The 17280-nt window shown below is 73.0% G+C and carries 13 protein-coding genes; 12 read left to right on the top strand and 1 reads right to left on the bottom strand.

The genetic code is table 11. From position 1 onward, the window contains the following. Positions 1-67 precede the first annotated feature (67 nt). Entirely contained in the window at positions 68-1033 is a 966-nt protein-coding gene (locus tag IEZ07_RS05235; protein ID WP_191893720.1) for a TrmH family RNA methyltransferase, read from the bottom strand. Between the two features lie 278 nt (positions 1034-1311). Here IEZ07_RS05235 and IEZ07_RS05230 point away from each other — a divergent pair, with 278 nt between their 5' ends. The 12 genes from IEZ07_RS05230 to IEZ07_RS05175 all read left to right on the top strand — a co-directional run bounded on the left by IEZ07_RS05230 (position 1312) and on the right by IEZ07_RS05175 (position 17131). Continuing rightward, positions 1312-1965: a cation efflux transmembrane domain-containing protein gene (locus tag IEZ07_RS05230; RefSeq protein WP_239319383.1), complete on the top strand. Its 654-nt coding sequence runs from the start codon at positions 1312-1314 to the stop codon at positions 1963-1965. A 342-nt stretch (positions 1966-2307) separates the two neighbouring features. Next, the gene (locus tag IEZ07_RS05225) at positions 2308-4083 is read left to right on the top strand and encodes a substrate-binding and VWA domain-containing protein (protein WP_191893718.1); all 1776 of its coding nucleotides are present in this window, start codon (positions 2308-2310) and stop codon (positions 4081-4083) included. Between the two features lie 192 nt (positions 4084-4275). Next, a complete protein-coding gene (locus IEZ07_RS05220; protein ID WP_191893717.1) occupies positions 4276-5880 on the top strand; it encodes a sigma factor-like helix-turn-helix DNA-binding protein in 1605 nt (534 codons plus the stop codon). Between the two features lie 520 nt (positions 5881-6400). Continuing rightward, positions 6401-7519: a GNAT family N-acetyltransferase gene (locus IEZ07_RS05215; protein WP_191893716.1), complete on the top strand. Its 1119-nt coding sequence runs from the start codon at positions 6401-6403 to the stop codon at positions 7517-7519. Between the two features lie 111 nt (positions 7520-7630). Beyond that, positions 7631-8464: a glycosyltransferase family 2 protein gene (locus IEZ07_RS05210; RefSeq protein ID WP_191893715.1), complete on the top strand. Its 834-nt coding sequence runs from the start codon at positions 7631-7633 to the stop codon at positions 8462-8464. A gap of 2 nt (positions 8465-8466) precedes the next feature. Next, a complete protein-coding gene (locus IEZ07_RS05205; protein ID WP_191893714.1) occupies positions 8467-9408 on the top strand; it encodes a glycosyltransferase family 2 protein in 942 nt (313 codons plus the stop codon). After that, entirely contained in the window at positions 9405-10226 is an 822-nt protein-coding gene (locus tag IEZ07_RS05200; RefSeq protein ID WP_191893713.1) for a polysaccharide deacetylase family protein, read from the top strand. Before IEZ07_RS05205 ends, IEZ07_RS05200 begins: the two co-directional genes overlap by 4 nt. Further along, complete coding sequence (locus tag IEZ07_RS05195) at positions 10223-12508, top strand: lipopolysaccharide biosynthesis protein (RefSeq protein WP_191893712.1); 2286 nt, start codon at positions 10223-10225, stop codon at positions 12506-12508. The genes IEZ07_RS05200 and IEZ07_RS05195 overlap by 4 nt, the downstream gene beginning before the upstream one ends. A gap of 135 nt (positions 12509-12643) precedes the next feature. Further along, positions 12644-13555, top strand: a complete 912-nt coding sequence (locus IEZ07_RS05190) for a glycosyltransferase family 2 protein (protein ID WP_068903378.1) — start codon at positions 12644-12646, stop codon at positions 13553-13555. After that, the gene (locus IEZ07_RS05185) at positions 13552-14643 is read left to right on the top strand and encodes a GNAT family N-acetyltransferase (RefSeq protein ID WP_191893711.1); all 1092 of its coding nucleotides are present in this window, start codon (positions 13552-13554) and stop codon (positions 14641-14643) included. Before IEZ07_RS05190 ends, IEZ07_RS05185 begins: the two co-directional genes overlap by 4 nt. Further along, positions 14640-15881, top strand: a complete 1242-nt coding sequence (locus IEZ07_RS05180) for a DegT/DnrJ/EryC1/StrS family aminotransferase (protein ID WP_191893710.1) — start codon at positions 14640-14642, stop codon at positions 15879-15881. Before IEZ07_RS05185 ends, IEZ07_RS05180 begins: the two co-directional genes overlap by 4 nt. A gap of 152 nt (positions 15882-16033) precedes the next feature. After that, positions 16034-17131, top strand: a complete 1098-nt coding sequence (locus tag IEZ07_RS05175; protein ID WP_191893709.1) for a glycoside hydrolase family 26 protein — start codon at positions 16034-16036, stop codon at positions 17129-17131. Positions 17132-17280 lie beyond the last annotated feature (149 nt).

The raw sequence follows: 17280 nt of genomic DNA, 5'->3' as shown, positions 1-17280 counted from the left end.
GGAACGAGGGGGGGGGACGCCGCCCCGATCCCCCGCCCGATGAGGAGACCGGGCCGGGGCTCCCGGTTCACCGGTCCCGGCGCATCAGGCCGTGGCAGGCGATGGCGGCGGCGGCCACCACGTTGAGGGAGTCGACGCCCAGGCCCATCGCGGCCGGGCTCATCGGGATGCACACCGGCAGGTCGGCCTCGTGCAGCCACCGGGAGGAGAGCCCGTCGCCCTCCGATCCCAGCAGCAGCGCCACCCGCTCCGGCATCTCCACCCCGTCCAGGGGCGCGGCGGCCTGGTCGGGGGTGAGCGCCAGCGTCAGGAAGCCCGCCGCGCGCAGCTCCGCCAGGCCGTCGTACCAGTCGGCCATCCGCGCGTACGGGATCGCGAAGACCGCGCCCATCGAGACCTTGACGGACCTGCGGTAGAGCGGGTCGGCGCAGCGGGGCGAGAGGATCACCGCCTCGACGCCCAGGGCCGCGGCGCACCGGAAGATGGCGCCGACGTTGCCGTGGTCCACGAGGTCCTCCAGGACCAGGACGCGGCCGGGAGCGCTCCGCTCCCCGGTCGTCCGGGCCCCGCCGTCGCGGCCCTCCCCCGCCGCGGCCTCCGCTCGGCCCGGCTCCGCCGCAGCTTGCGCTCGGCCCGGCTCCGCTGCGGCCTGCGTGCACACCGGCTCCGCCTCCGCGGTCCGGCCGCCTCCGCGGGGCGGCCCGGCGAGGATCTCCGCCACGGAGGGCAGGACCCGCCGTTCCATCGAGGCGAGCGCGCCCCGGTGCACGGGAAACCCCGTGATCTCCTCCATCACGTCGTCGTCCACCACGTGGACCCGGTCGCCGAGGCCGGCGAGGACGTCGGCGAGGGAGTCGACCCAGCGGCGGGTCAGCAGTACCGAGCGCACCGGGTAGCCGGCGGCCACGGCGCGGCGGATGACCTTCTCCCCCTCCGCGATGAACAGGCCGTGCTCGGCCTCCAGACTCTTGCGGAGCTCGACGTCGCGCAGGTGGGCGAAGTCGGTCAGGCGGGGATCCGGGGCGTCGTGCACCTTCGAATCCTGCCACGGCCCGCGGTCAGGCCTCCCGGGAGGGTTCGGCCGGGGCCGGGCGGATCGAATCCGGGCGGATCCGATCCGAGGAGACGAGCGGCAGCACGGCGGCGACGTGGCTGGGCGTGAACGGCACGGGGCTCCCACGGGGTCGAGTGGATCTTTCCGGGATCCTACGGACCGGCCCCCGTTCCCCGGAGCCGGAGATGGACGGTCACCATGAGGTAACGTTCCGTGACGGACGGAGGGGCCGTCACCGGGAGAGGACAGGGGAGCCAGTGGCCGAGCAGGGGGCGGAGCGGACCGCGACAGGTCCGGTACGGCCGGCGCACGACGGCGGCTGGCTCCGCGACGCCCGCCGGGCGCGCACGCTCTCGCTGGTCACCCTCGCCTGGCTGGGCGCCGAGAGCGCGCTCGGCATCGCCGCGGGCCTGCGGGCCCACTCGGTCGCGCTGATCGGCTGGGGGGTCTGGTCCCTGGTGGAGGCGCTCGCCAGCCTCATCGTGGTCTGGCGGTTCACCGGGTCCCGGATGCACTCGGCGGACGCCGAGGACCGGGCGCGCAGGGCGGTGGCGGTCAGCTTCTGGCTGCTCGCCCCCTACCTCGTGGTGCACGTGGCGCACGACCTGGACGCGGGGCACCGGGCGGAGCCCAGCGCGCTCGGGATCGCGGTGACGGCGGTCAGCCTGGTGAGCATGCCGCTGCTGGGCGCGGCGAAACGACGGCTCGGCGCACGGCTGCACTCGACGGCCACCGCGGGCGAGGGCACCCAGAACCTCATGTGCGGGCTGCTCGCCGCGGGCGTGCTGGCCGGGCTGGTGCTGAACGGCGCCGGCTGGTGGTGGGCGGACCCGCTGATGGCCGTGTGCCTGGCCGCGGTGGCCGTGCGAGAGGGACTGCGGACCTGGCAGGGGCACTCCTGCTGCCACTGAGGCCGCCGCACCGCCGCCGCGGCGGCCACTGAGGTCGCCGCGCCGCCGCCTCCGCAACCGCTGAAGCCGCCGGACGGCGCCACCGATGGCCGCCCGGTCGGCGCCATCGCCCTCACCGGCGGCTGCCGGGTGGGCACCAGGTCGCGACGGTCCGTGCCCCCGGCCGGACGCCGCGCGACCGTTGCACACCGCGAGTCCCTGTTTCGTCACATGAAGTAATAGCCACACTAAAAGGGGCGTTTTGCCGTAGTAAGTGTTCCCAGTACAGTTCCGTGAATATTGCGGTTTACCTCCCGATAAGGTGACCGCTGGCTTCAGGACATCGACACCGAAGAGGACATCGTGGGCGGACGCCACCGGACGGATGAACTCGACGACGGCTACACCTCCCCCCGCGAGGCGTCCCGGCGGCGGCGGGGCGGGCGGGGGAAGGTACTGGTCCCGCTCGCGGGATCGGTGGCCTTCGCCGTACTGCTCGGAGTCGCCGCCTTCGTGATCGTCAACCGTGACGGGGGATGCGCGGAGGACGCGACCGGTCTCCGGGTCACCGTCTCGCCCGACATCCATCTCGCGGTCTCCCAGATCGCGGAGCGCTTCAACAAGGCGGGCCGGGAGGACGGCGGCGGGTGCGCCTCCGTCAAGGTGGCCAAGGCCGCCTCGGCCACCGTGGCCTCCGGGCTGGGCGGGAGCGGCGGCAAGGTCGGCGCGATGGACCTGTGGATCCCCGACTCCAGCCTCTGGGTGACCGGCGTCCGGGCGAAGAACCCGTCCGTCCCCGAGCCCGCCGTGTCCGTCGCCCAGTCCCCCGTCGTCATGGTGGCCTCCGGGTCGGTGGTGCCGAACCTGAAGAAGAGCTTCGGCGACGCCAGCTGGACCGGAATGATCAACGCCACGAACGCGGCCAACGTGGACGGCCCCGGCCGCAAGGTCCGCGTGCTCGCCCTGGACCCCGCACTCAACTCCGCCGGGCTGGGCGCGCTGCTGGCCGCCGCCGGGGTGGCCACGGCCTCGGGCGTCGGCGACGAGCAGCTGGTCGGCGCGATGAAGACGCTGTCCACCTCGACCGTCAAGGACCAGGGCGCGCTCCTGGCCAGCCTGGGCGTCAAGGGCCGCCGCGTCCCGCTGGGGGTCTCCTCCGAGCAGGGCGTCTGGGCCTTCAACAACACCAAGAAGCCCGAGGTCCCGGCCGTCCCCCTCTATCCGGCCGAGGGCACCTTCAACCTCGACTACCCGGCGGTGGTCACCGCCCAGGACGCCGGCGTCCGCAAGGCGGCCGAGGCGTTCGTCAAGGAGCTCGGCACCCCCGCCGCCCAGAAGACCCTCCAGGACCAGGGCTTCCGCACCCCGGACGGCGAGGGCGGCAAGGCCATCTCCGACGCGGACGGCTTCCAGGCCGAGGCTCCGCAGGCGCTGCCGACCCCCGACCCCAAGACCGTGGCGAGCATGTCCCAGTCGTGGTCGCGGATCAACCTCGGCACCAGGCTGGTCACCCTCCTGGACGTCTCCGGCACGATGGCGCTGCCCATCCCCGGCACCGGGCTCACCCGGATGCAGGCGATCAGCAGGATCGCCATCGAGGGCATGAAGCCGTTCCCCAACGGCAGCGAGATGGGGTTGTGGGAGTTCTCCACCCATCTCGACGGCAAGGGGGTGGACTACCGCGAGACGGTCTCGGTCGGCCCGCTGACCGAGACCGTGGACGGCGTGCTGCGCCGGAACCTGATCAACCAGAAGCTCGCCGGGGTCCAGGCCAGGGCCACCGGTGACACCGGGCTCAACGACACCCTCGCCGCCGCCTACCGGATGATGAAGGACGGCTACAAGAGCGACAAGATCAACACGATCCTCATCATGACGGACGGCGCCGGGAACGACGACCCCGACGGCGGGATGAGCAACCAGGAACTCCTGAAGCTCCTGAAGGACGAGTTCGACCCGGAGAAGCCGGTCAGCATCCTCATCATCGCCTTCGGCCCCGACGCCCCCAAGGGCAAGCGGCAGATGGACGCCATCGCCAAGGCGACCAACGGCGACGCCTACATCGTCAAGGACATCCTGGAGATCCGGAAGGTCTTCCTGGAGGGCATGAAGCGCCGCCTCTGCTCCCCCCACTGCTGATCTTCCCGCTCTTCCGACGGCCGGTGCCCCACGGGCACCGGCCGTCACATTCTTCCCGATCATCCCGGTTCTCCCAGGTCATGCCGGGTCGGCATATCGGGACAACCCCTCCCGGACAGGCGGCGTCCCACTCGCGTGGGGTCTCGGGCGCGTCCCGTGAACGAGCCCGTCTGCGTCGGGGAGGAAATGTCCGTGCCCGGATGGCCGACCGTCGGCCGGACCGACGATCAACGACTCGCGGAGGCGCTCCGGCGCGCCGACGCCCAGGCGCCCGCGCGGCTGTTCGACGCCTACGCCGAACGGCTCGGCGACTACGCCTTCTCGCTGCTGGGCGACGTCGACGCGGCGGCCGACGCCGTGCACGACGCCCTGGTCGTCGCGCACGGGTGCGCGGACCGGCTGCGGGACGCCGGACGGCTGCGCCCCTGGCTGTACGCGCTCGTCCGGGTCCGGTGCGCCGCCGGCTCCCGCGGCGGACGGGGCACAGGGCCCTCGCCGGTCGTCGACGAGCCCGACGACCCCGGGGAGCGCGAACTGGCCGCGCTGGTCCGGGAGACGCTGGCGGAGCTGGGCGGACAGGAGCGGGAGGTGCTGGAGCTCTCCCTCCGGCACGGCCTGAGCTCCGGCGAGGCCGGCGCGGTGCTCGGCCTGACCTCCCGGCAGGCCGCGACCCGCCTCGGCCGGGCCCGCGACCATCTGGAGAACGCCGCCGCCGCGGTCGTGCTGGCCAGGATCGGCCGGGCGCACTGCCCGGACCTGTCGGCGATGGTCGACTCGTGGGAAGGGCCGCTCACCCCGGCGCTGCGCAGGAGGCTGTCGGCCCACATCGCCCGCTGCGAGGTCTGCGCCGGCCTGCGCGACCGGCACGTCCCGGCCGGGCGGCTGCTGGACCTGCTCCCCGCCGCCCTCCCGCCGCTCTCCCTGCGCCGCCGGACGATCGCCACCTGCGTGGACCCCGGGCAGAGCGGGACCCGCGCCGCCGTCGTCGCCGCCGGGGACCGCTTCGACCGGACCGGCTTCCCGGTCACCGGAGAACGACGCGCCGTACCGAGGGCCGCGCGCCGCAGGAAGCGGACCGGGCGGGCGGCCCCGGTGATCGCGGCGGCCGTGTGCGTGCTGGCCGCGACGGCGGGCGTGATCGTGGTCACCGGACAGGACCTCGTACGGAGTCCTGCGGGCCGGGCGGAGTCCGCACCCGACCCGGAACCGGCGATGATCGTCGCCCCGCCGGAGCCGGAGCCGGACGCCGCGCCGGAGCCGGAGGAGCCCGGACCCGGTCTGGAGGAGCCCCCGGCGGAGGAGCCCGGACCCGAACCGGCGGAGAGCGCCCGCAGCACCGCACCGGGTCCCCGCACCGGCCGCCCCGCGGCCTCCCGCCCCGCCGTACCCCGCCCGGCGGCGGACCGGCCGCGCACCACCCGCCCGCCCGCGCCCCGGCCGTCCGCCCGGCTGAGCGTCTCGTGCCCGTCGAGCATCGGCGCCGGGGCGGGGCGGATCCGGCTGACGGCGCGGGGCGCCGCGGTCGAGTGGTCGGCGACCACCTCGGGAGGACTGGTCGTCCACCCCGCCGGCGGGCGGCTCCGGGCCGGTGCCTCGGCGATGATCTGGGTGACCGCCGCCGACCCCGGGGAGAGCGGGTCCGGGCGGGTCGCGTTCCGGTCGTCCGGGGGCGGCACCGCCTGCGCCGTCTCCTGGGACGGCCCCGCCCCCGAGGACTCCGAGCCCGCACCCGATCCCACCGAGGCTCCCGAGCCCACCCCTACGCCCTCCGTGAGCCCGGAGCAGGAGGCCGCCTGATTTCCTGACCGGACGCTGAACGACTTCACGACATCCCTTAGCAATTGGGTAAACCATGGGCCTATGGCAAACGTCGCCATTGACGACCCTGAGGGACGGTTGGTCACATGGGGTGGCGGTCAGCCACGCCCTACCAGTCCGGGAGTCGGGAGATGCGGATCATCCGCAGGGCGCTCCGAGGGGCGCTCGCGTTCGCATGTGCGACGGGAGCGGCCCTGGCACTCACCGGGACCGAGGTTTTCTTCCGTTCTGTCCTGGTTCTTCTGTTTCTTCTATTAACTCCCGCCGTCGCTCTGATCGGAGTGTTGCGTGATCGTAACCCTCTCAGAGTGATAACGACTGGAATAGCGGCAAGTGTCGCTACTAACACGCTCCTTGCCATAGCCATGCTCTCTTTTGACGCATGGTCGCCACGTGCCGGAGTGGCGACGATCGCGGTTGTGGGAGCGTTCTTGTGGGTGCTGCGCACGCTGTATCGGGGCGACGGAGGCCTGCGGGCCGAACAGGGGGCGAGGTCAGGGTGAAGATCACTGTTGTCTGTCCGGGGGAGCTCGGCGAGCCGGAGATCAACCGGTGGCGTGAGATCCAGAAGGCCTCTCCGGCTCTCGACAATCCGTTCCTGTCCGTGGACTTCACGCTGGCCATGGGCCGGCTGCGCGACCGCGTCAGGGTCGCGGTCATCGAGGACGGCGGCACGGTCACGGGCTTCTTCCCCTACGAGCGGCACGCCTTCGGCGTCGGCAGGCCGCTGGGCGGCTTCCTCGTCACCTGCCACGGAGTGATCGCGACGCCGGAGTTCAAGATGGACGCGCGCGAACTGCTCCGGGCCTGCAGGCTCTCGGTCATCGACTTCGACTACCTGGTCGCGGGCCAGCCCACGTTCTCCCCGTACGAGACGGACGTGCGCCCGGCCCCCGTCATGGACCTCGGCTCCGGGTTCGACGCCTACGTCGAGCAGATCCGCGCCGCCTCGCCGAAGAACTACAAGACCGTGCGGTACAAGGAACGCAAACTCGGCCGCGAGCACGGCGAGGTCAGGTTCGACTGGGAGTCCGCGGACCTCGGCGCGCTGCACACGCTCCTGCGCTGGAAGTCCGACCAGTACCAGCGGACCGGCCGGGTCGACCGCTTCGCCCAGCCCTGGATCATCCGGCTCGTCGAGGAGATGCACGCCGCCCGGTCCGACGACTTCGCCGGAGTCCTGACCATGGTCTACGCCGGGGACACCCCGGTCGCCGGTCACTTCGGCCTGCGCACCGCGCAGACCCTCGTCGGCTGGTTCCCCGCCTACGACACCGCCTACGCCCCCTACTCGCCCGGCATCATGCACCACCTGCACCTGGCCGAGCACGCCGCGCGCTCCGGCCTGCACCAGATCGACATGGGCAAGGGCGACCGCGAGTACAAGGACTGGTTGAAGACCGGCGTCCTGATGGTCGCCGAGGCCCGCGTCGCGCGCCCATCCCCCACCACCGCCGTGCAGTGGGCGGGCAGGGTCCCCCTGAGCCGGCTGCGCACCGCCGTCGTGGACGACCCGCGTCTCTTCAAGGCAGCCGACCGCCTGCTCAAGGCCTACGGGCAGGCAAAATCACGCCTCCGACCGCGTTTCCGCTCGCACCAGTCAACGCGGACACGGTAACCATTCCCTTCACGGCCATTCGATTCCCGATGTGACACCTCTCTCGCTCTCAGTCGCGCTCGTCCTCGTCTCGTGCCGGGAACCGAGCGCGCGGAAGGACCATCCGTCATCATGAACCACGAAACGATCAGAGCCAATGGCAAGCAGAGCGGCACACTCCGCTCCATCCCGCCCCTCGAGCGGTTCACCCCGCTCACTCCCCACATGGCCATCTCGCCCACCGTGAGCGTCGTCGTGCCCGCGATGAACGAGGCGGAGAACCTCCCGCACGTCTTCGCCACGCTGCCGCAGTGGATCGACGAGATCATCCTGGTGGACGGCAACTCGGTGGACGACACCGTCGCCGTCGCCAAGAGGCTGCGGCCCAACGTCCGCGTGGTCACCCAGACCGGCAAGGGCAAGGGCGACGCGCTGGCCGCGGGCTTCGCCGCCTGCACCGGCGACATCATCGTGATGATCGACGCCGACGGGTCCACCGACGGCCGGGAGATCATCCAGTTCGTGAGCGCGCTGGTGGCCGGCGCCGACTTCGTCAAGGGTTCGCGCTACGCCTCCGGCGGCGGCAGCGACGACCTCACCTTCACCCGCACGCTCGGCAACAAGGCGCTGACCGGTCTGGTGAACAGGATCTACGGGACCCAGTACAGCGACCTGTGCTATGGCTACAACGCCTTCTGGGCCCGCCACCTCGGCGTCCTCAACGTGGACTGCGCGGGCTTCGAGGTGGAGACCCTGATGAACATCAGGGCGGCCAAGGCCGGGCTGAAGATCCACGAGGTGCCCAGCCACGAGCGCTGCCGCATCCACGGGGAGAGCAACCTCCGTGCGGTCCGCGACGGCCTCCGGGTGCTCAGGACGATCATCAGGGAGTGGCGCGGCCGCTCCACGGCCAGGGTTCCCGAGCCGCGGACCGCCACCCCCGCCGCGGACCAGGGCGCCGCCTGACCATGAAGATCAGCGTCGTCATCTGCGTCTACACGGAAGACCGCTGGGAGGACATCCGGGAGGCCGTCGAATCGGTCGAACGGCAGCGGCGCAAGCCGTACGAGGTCATCCTGGTCGTCGATCACAACCCGGACCTGCACCTGCGGCTGAAGCAGGAGTACCCCGGCGCGATCGTGGTCGAGAACGCGCACGAGCAGGGGCTGTCCGGTGGCAAGAACACCGGCGCGGCGACCGCCTCGGGCGACGTCGTGGCGTACCTGGACGACGACGCGGTGGCGGAGCCCGGCTGGCTGGAGGCTTTGGAGGAGGGTTTCCAGGACCCGGCCGTCGTGGGGGTGGGCGGGTCGACCAGGCCGCTGTGGGCGACGGGCCGTCGCCCGCGCTGGTTCCCACCGGAGTTCGACTGGACCGTGGGGTGCACCTACGTGGGCATGCCCACGGTCCGCGCGCCGATCCGCAACGTGATGGGCGGCAACGCGGCCTTCCGCCGCGAGGTCGTGGGCGCGGCCGGCGGCTTCCACACCGGCATCGGCCGCAGCGTGCAGGGCCGCAGGAGCCGCCCGCTCGGCTGCGAGGAGACGGAGTTCTGCATCCGCCTCTCCCAGCGGTTCCCGGGAGCGGTGATGCTGTTCGAGCCGGCGGCGGTGATCGGGCACAAGGTCTCGGCGCAGCGGGAGCGGTTCGCCTACTTCAGGTCCCGCTGCTACGCCGAGGGCCTGTCCAAGGCCCTGGTCGCCTCCAGCGTCGGCACCCGGGACGGTCTCTCCAGCGAGAGGGCGTACGCGACCAGGACCCTGCCCGCCGGAGTGCTGCACGGGATCGGCGCGGCGTTCCGGGGCGACCCGGCGGGCCTGGCCAGGGCCTTCGCCATCGTCGTCGGCCTGGCCTGGACCGGTTGGGGCTATGTGGTGGGCACGACACGTCTGAAGTCGAGGCGATCATGACACGCGTTCCGATCCTGATGTACCACGCGGTGAGCGAGCGGCCGACCGAGGAGACCCGGCCGCTCGCGGTCTCGCCGCGGCGCTTCGCCGAGCAGCTGGAGATGCTCCGGGAGCAGGGTTTCACCCCGATGACCATGTCCGACCTGGTCGCCGGGGTGAACCGGACCGGCCCGCTGCCGGACAGGCCGGTGGCGATCACCTTCGACGACGGTTACGCCGACTTCCACGACGAGGCGCTGCCGCTGCTCGCCCGGTACGGCTATCCCGCGACGGTCTTCGTGACCACCGGCTGGATCCGGGACGCCGGGTCGGAGTCCGCCGGACGGCCGCTGGGCCCCACCCTGGCCTGGAACCAGATCCGGGAGGCGGTCTCCTGCGGCATCGAGATCGGCGGGCACAGCCACAGCCACCCGCAGCTCGACCAGCTCCCCGGCCGGAAGCTCCGTGACGAGCTGCGCCGGAACAAGGCCCTGCTGGAGGACCACCTCGACCGCCCGGTGGCCACCATGGCCTACCCCTACGGCTACTCCAGCGCCCGGGTGCGCCGGGAGGTCCGCAGAGCGGGCTACTGGACCGCGTGCGCCGTGGCCAACGACGTCTTCTGCGAGGGCGACGAACTGCTGGCGCTGCCGCGGCTCACCGTCACCGAGCACACCTCGCCGATGAAGTTCGCCAAGGTGATCACCGGGCAGGGCCTGCCCCTGCTCTACCTGCGCGAGCGGGCGCTCACCAAGGGATACGCGCTCGTGCGGCGCACCCGCTACGGGTTGCACCGGACCGGCGCCCTGCTGCGGGCCGGGACAGGTAATGGGCGGTGACTGAGACGAGTGCGCCGGCGGGGAGGACGGAGGGCGCGAAGCGGCGGCGAGGATCGCTGGGCACCCTGCGGGACCGCCTCCCCAAGGACCTGAACGACCCCCTGCTCCGCAACGCCTACTCGCTGATCGTCAACGCCGGTGCGGCCGGCGCCCTCGGGCTGGCCTACTGGACGGTCGCCGCACGCTTCTACGGCGACGCCGACTACGGCCGCGGCTTCGCACTGATCGCCGCCATGCGGCTGCTCGCGGCGCTCACCGCCTTCGGCTTCGTCGGCGCGCTCACCCGGTTCCTGCCCGAGGGCGGGCGGGCGACGGGCCGTCTGGTCGGCTGCACCTACCTGGTGGGCGGCGGCGCGGCTGCGGCCGCGACGGGGCTCTTCCTCGCCACGCTCCCGTCCTGGGGCGCCAACTTCGGCGGCCTGTCCGGGCTCGCGCCCGCGGCCTGGTTCCTGCTGGCCGTCGTCCTGTGGTGCGTGTTCACGCTCCAGGACGTGGTGCTCACCGCGCTGGGCAAGGCGCCCTGGGTGCCGCTGATCGGGGTGGCCGTCGGGGTGGCGAAGCTCGGACTGCTGATCGTGCTGGCCCCGTCCTTCCCCGGCTCGGGGATCTTCCTGGCCTGGACGATCCCGGTGGCCTTCACCGTCGTGCCGATCAGCATCGCGATCTTCACCAGGCTGGCGCCGCGGGCCGCCGCCCGCAGCGGTCACCGCCCGCCGCCCCCGATGCGCAGGATCGGCGGCTTCCTGGCCGGCGACTTCCCCGGCACGCTGCTCATCCTGGCCAGCGTCTACCTCGTGCCCGCCCTGGTGTCCGGGGGCGTGGACGCGCGCATGGCGGGTTACTACGGCGCGGCGGTGACCCTCGTCGGCGTCTTCGACATGCTCGCCCTCAACATGGCGATCTCCCTGACCATCGAGGGTGCCGGCGACCCGGCGGCGCTCGCGGGCAGGTGCAGGCTCGCCCTCCGGCGGACCATGATGCTCCTGGTCCCCGCGGTGGCGGTGACGGCTCTGGCCGCCCCGCTCATCCTCCGGCTCGGCTGGGGGGAGTCCTACGCCGAACACGGGGCGGACGTGCTCAGGCTGCTCGCGTTCGCCTCGATCCCGCACGCCCTCATCGAGATCTACCTGGGCGTGCTGCGCGCCCGCAGCCGCGTGCGGGCGCTGCTGCTGTTCCAGGCGCTGCTCTGCGTCCTGGTCGTGGGGCTGTCGTTCGTCTTCTTCCGCGCGCACGGCATCACCGGTGTGGGCCTCGGCACCCTCGCCGCCCAGGTGATCGTCGCCGCCGTCATCGCCCCCGGGCTGTTCCGGGTGCTGCGGACGGCCGGCGCACCGGGCACCGGACTCCCGCCGGACGCCGACCTCTCACCGGACAACGTCCCGACCCTGGTGATGATGACGGTCGACGCCCAGCCCACGGTCACCCGGCTCCGGGACGGATCCCCCTTCCCGGACGGCGGCCCCGCGCCACGGCCCCGGCACGCGCGGCCCGCGGCACCGGACCCGGGTGCGGGGCGCACCGCACCGGACCCGGGTGCGGGGCGCACCGCACCGCATCCCGGGCGCACCGTACCGGCGCCGCGCGCGCCCCGCCCGGTGCCGGGTCCGCGGACACGGCCCGCCGTGCCGTGGTGGGAGTGGACGCGCGCCCTGCTTCCGCCGCTGATCGCCGCCGAGGGCCTCGTGATCGTCGTGCTCACCGTGGCGGCGGGCGGGCGCTCGCCCGCCGTACCCGTGCCCGCGGTGACCCTGGCCGGCGCCGGGCTGGTGGCGGTGGCGCTCCTGGCCGAGCTCGTGATGCGCCGCCGGACCTGGCTGCTGTGGGTGCAGCTGCTCACCGTGGCGCTGTGCCTGCACGGGACGGAGGCGCTGTCCGGCTCGACCGGCCGTGCCACCGCCGCCACCGCCGGCGCGGTCGTGAGGGTGATGGCGACCGGCGAGGCCGGCCCCGGGGAGTGGCCGCTGGCCCTGCCCGCGTTCCTGGCCCGCGCGATGGGCCTGACCGACCCCACCCCGCTGCTCGTGTGGGCGCCGGTCGCCCTGGCCGCGGCGAGCCTGGCCCCCGCGCTGCTCGCCGCGCGGCTCGTGCACCACGACGAACGCGTCCGCTGGACTCTGGCGCTCGCGGTGACGGCGGTGCTCTGGCTCGCGCCCGCCGAGTCGATCACGGCCTCCACCGCCTTCCTGCTCTGCCTGTGCGCGCTGGCCCTGGCACCGGCCCGCGCGCCGCGCCGGACCGCTCCCGCGGCCGCCGAGGACGGGCGTCTGGAGACGGCGGCCTAGATGAGGACCACGACCGGCGACCCGCCCTCCGGCCCGGATCCCGTCCCCGGAGGGCCCGAGAGCGCCCGGACCGCTCCGGCCTCCATGACCTCCCGAGTTCCCATGAGTTTCCCGAGTTCTAGGAAAGGACCTGCCGTGAACGACTGGCCGGCGATCACCGTGGTGATCCCGACCCGCAATCGCACCGGACTCCTCCAGGAGACGATCGACTCGATCCTCGGCCAGGACTATCCGGGCGACATCACCTGCGTCGCCGTCTTCGACCAGAGCCCCCCGGACGAGTCGTTCGCGACCTCCCGTCCCGGGCGGCGGGTCATGGTGACGCCCAACACGCGGCAGCCGGGGATCGCCGGCGCCCGCAACACCGGCGTGCTGCTCGACGACGGCGAACTGGTCGCCTTCTGCGACGACACCGACCTCTGGCTGCCGCACCGGCTCCGGTCCCAGGTGACGGCGCTCGGCGGCGGCCACTTCGCGACCTGCGGGATCGAGCTCTTCAACGACGAGGTGGCCTTCGCCAGGTCGGTGCCCACGCCGACGGTGACCCTGCAGGACCTGCTGCGCAAGCAGCTGCCCTCGATGCACCCCTCGACCTACCTGATGCGCCGCGACGCGCTCACCGGCGGCTTCGGCCTGGTCAGCGAGGAGCTGCCCGGCGGCTACGGCGAGGACTACGAGTTGCTGCTGCGGGCCGCCCGGTTTGGGCCGATCGTCAACGTGCCGGAGACGGGGGTCAGGGTCAGGCTGCACACGGCCTCGCACTTCTCCGTCGTCGAGTCCAGCGAGACGATCTCCACGGCGCTGCGCTGGATGCTGGAGCGCTATCCGGAGTTCACCGGGGCGCCGGGCGGCTACGCCCAGCTCGCCGGGAAGATCGCCTTCGCCGAGGCCGCGCTGGGCCGCTCCGCGCAGGCGCTGCGCTGGATCGGCAGGGCCGTACGGCGGCGCCCCTGGGAGCCGCGCGCCTACCTGGCGCTGGCCGTCACGGCGGGCATGCCCGCTCCGGCGATCGTGGGCCGCCTGCACCGGATGGGGCGCGGCATATGAAGATCGACGTCATCCGCCCCGGGGAGCTGGGCAAGGCCGAGATCGACGCGTGGCGCGAGATGCAGCACGCCACGCCGCGGCTGGGCAACCCCTTCCTCAGCCCGGAGTTCACGGTCGCGATGGGCGAGGTCTGCGCCGAGGCCCGGGTCGCGGTCGTCTCCGAGCAGGACGGGCCGGTCGGCTTCTTCCCGTTCGAGCGGCACCCCGGCGGCGTGGGCACCGCGCTGGGCGCCTGGGTCTCGCTCTGCCAGGGCGTGGTCCACGCGCCGGGCGCCGAGTTCGACGCCGAGGCCCTGTTGCGCGCCTGCGGGCTGCACGTGTGGGAGTTCGGCTGCATGGTCGACGGGCAGAAGTGGTTCCAGCCGTTCGAGGTACTGCGCCAGGAGGCCGTGGTCCTCGACCTGGCGGACGGCTACGCCGCCTATCTCGACGGGCTGCGCGAGCGCTCCCCCAAGTTCCTCAAGTCCACCCTCTACAAGGAGCGCAAGCTCGGCCGCGACGCGGGCGAGCTGACCTTCGACTTCGCGGTCCGCGACGAGGAGCAGTTCCGGCTGCTGCGGAGCTGGAAGTCCGCGCAGTACCAGCGGATGGGCCGCCCCGACCGGTTCGGCAGGGCCTGGGTCGTGGAGCTCGCCGAGCGGCTGCACGCGATCGACACCCCCGACTTCGCCGGGCCGCTGTCCATGCTCTACTGCGACGGCAAGCCGGTCGCGGGGCACTTCGGGCTGCGCTCGGACACGATCCTGATCGGCTGGTTCCCGGCCTACGACCCGGAGTTCGCCAAGTACTCCCCCGGCCTGATCCAGCACCTGAGGATGGCCGAGGCGGCCGCCGCCGCCGGGCTGCGCTCGATGGACCTGGGGATCGGGACCGGCTCGGAGTACAAGGACGCGCTGCGCAGCCGGGGCGAGCCGGTGAGCGAGGGATGCGTGCGCCGCCGCTCGGCCGGCGCGGCGGCGTACTGGCTGCGCCGCACGCCGGTGCGCCGGGCCCGGCAGTTCATCCTGGACAGCCCCGCCCTGTACGGCGCGGCCGACCGGGCCATGAAGCGGTACGGGAACCTGCGGGCACGGTTGAAGACGCGATGAGCCGCACCCTCGAATCGATCATGAGTGAGCGGGTCGGGGCCGCGTGCCTGCACGTGCCCTCGGCCCGGTTCGGCCTCTACCTCGCCCTGCGGCACTGGTTCGGCGCCGGAGACCGGGTGCTGATCGCCCCGACCAACTGCGAGACCGTGCTGTTCATCGCGCTGGCAGCGGGCCTGCGGCCCGTCATGGCGCCCGTCTCGGCGGACGACGGCAACATCGACCCGGACCTGGTCGACTGGACCGGCCTGGCGGGCGTGCTCACCACCCACCTGTACGGCCAGCCCGACCGGGTGGTCCGGCTGCGCGCCGAGTGCGACCGCCGCGGCCTGGTCCTGGTCGACGACGCCGCGCACGCCATGCTCACCACGGTGGACGGCCGCCCGGCCGGCACGTTCGGCGCCGCCGGCGTGTTCAGCCTGGCCAAGCACGGCAGGGCCATGTCCGGCGGGTTCCTCACGGTGGAGGACCCCGGCGAGCTGCCCGCCCTGGCCCGCATGCGCGACGGGCTCCTGCTCGACGGCGGTCCGCGCGCGCAGGTCCTCGGCGCGCTCCGCCCGATGCTGCGGGAGACGGTCTACCGGACCGGGCTGGTCCGGCCGATGTGGCGGGCGCTGAAGGCGCTCGGCGTGATCGAGTGGACGGGCCACCGCTGCGCTCCGCGCGAGGAGGAACTGCTCGCGGCCCTGGAGGCGGTGGAGGACCCGGAGGCGCCGGGCGGGCTCGACGGGCTCGGCCACTGGCTCCGGATCGACCTGGACGACTGGCGGATGCGGCAGGGCGGGCTGCTCCGGGCCTACCAGCGCTCCCGCTTCCGGGTGGTCGACCGGGAGCGCGAACGCCGGCTGGCCGGGGTGGAGCTGCTGCGCGGGCTGCCGTGGGCCGCGCGGGGCGTGGCCGGGTCGCCGCCGGCGCCGTTGCTCCGGGTGCCGCTGGTGGTCGAGGACCGCGACGCGGTCGTCACCGCACTGGAGAGGCACGGCGTGGTCCCGGGGTTCGTCTACGACCCGCCGCTGGACGACTATCTCGGCCTCGTGCCCGCCGGGCCCACCCCGGAGGCCGCGCGCTGGTGGACGCGGCACGTGCTCCCGGTGGACCCGTTGCGCGCGCGGCGCGTCGCCGTACTGCTGGACCGGCTGGGGGTGCGGCCGGCCGGCCCGCCTCCGCCCCGCTCTCCGGGCCCGCCCCCGGCTCCGTCCGCCCCCGCGGCCTCGGCGGAGGAGACGGGCGCCCGGATGTGAGCACCGAAGACAGCGCAGCGTGACCTTACGCTCACCATAGCCCGCCCCCTTCATGATCCATGAGAGCTGATGAGTCAAGCAGAGCGCCCGGAGAGTGATCGCCCCATGTCGGCTTCAGCCGGTCCGCTGGACCCACGCGTTCGGAGGACCACATGACCATGCCCGGCAGGGGGAGGCACGCCCGCCGCGACCGGGGGCTGCCCCCTTCCAAGTGGATTCCGATCTCGCTGGTGGCGGCCCTGGTGGCCGCCCTGGCCGTCACCGCCGTGGTCTACATGTACGCCTCCCCCGTCGAACGCAGTGCGGCGCCGCCCCCGCCGACCGTGCCGGGGGTCCGGCCGACCCCGACCTCCTGCGTGCCGACCTCCGACCTGGTGCCGCCGTGCGGGGCCTGGTGGGGGATGCACGTCCCGCCGGACCGGGAGCGCGGGCTGGTGGCCGACGTGACGGCGATGGAGTCGAGGATCGGCCGGAAACTCGACATCACCATCAGTTACCACGACATGTCCGAGACCGACGCGGGCCGCTTCTTCCGGGACGACGAGAGCGACCTCGCCGAGGAGCGCGTGCTGTTCCTCGGCTGGGAGTCGACGATCTGGGCCGGGAACGTGGACATCCCCTGGCACGCCATCGCGCGCGGGGAGCTCGACCGGGTCATCGACGCCCAGGCCGAGCGGGTCAAGGAGTACGGCAAGCCCGTCCTGATCGGCTTCGACGGGGAGAAGGACCGCGAGGAGAGCGGCCAGACCCCCGAGGAGTACATCGCGGCCTACAAGCGCATCGTCGACCGCTTCCGGCAGGCGGGCGCGGACAACGCGCTCTGGGTCTGGGGCGTCACCGGCTACTACCCGTTCCGCGACCGCTGGAAGCCGTACTACCCGGGCGACGACTACGTCGACTGGATCAGCTACGACCCCTACAACTTCGCCACCTGCCGGGGCGCGAAGTGGCAGAGCTTCGAGGAGACCGTGCAGCCCACCTACGAGTGGTTCCAGCAGAACGGCTTCGCCCACAAGCCGCTGATGCTGGCCGAGTACGGGACGGAGAGCGACTCCGCCGACCCCTCCGCGCGGGCCGACTGGTACCGCGGCATCCCGGCTGCGATGAAGCGGATGCCCAACCTCAAGGCGATCATCCAGTGGAACAACACCGACGCCGACGACTGCGATTTCTCGCTCACCGGTCCCGGCGTCCTGGAGGCGTTCGCGGAGGCGGGGAAGGATCCCTACTTCCAGCAGCCCCTCCCCTGACGGAGGGGTCGCGGAGCCGGGCCCGCGCCCGGCGGATGACGCGCGGCGACACGGAGCGGACCAGGTCAAGGCCCTCTGTGGCCGTACGGCGGTGATACGGCGAAAGCGAAGCAACGCGGAGTAAAGTCGGCAACGATTAGCTCCCGTCG

It is taken from the genome of Planomonospora parontospora, from assembly GCA_014647935.1.
Taxonomy (GTDB): domain Bacteria; phylum Actinomycetota; class Actinomycetes; order Streptosporangiales; family Streptosporangiaceae; genus Planomonospora; species Planomonospora parontospora.
The sequence above is the reverse complement of the archived record's forward strand: the minus strand, read 5'-3'. Positions and strand labels throughout refer to the sequence as shown.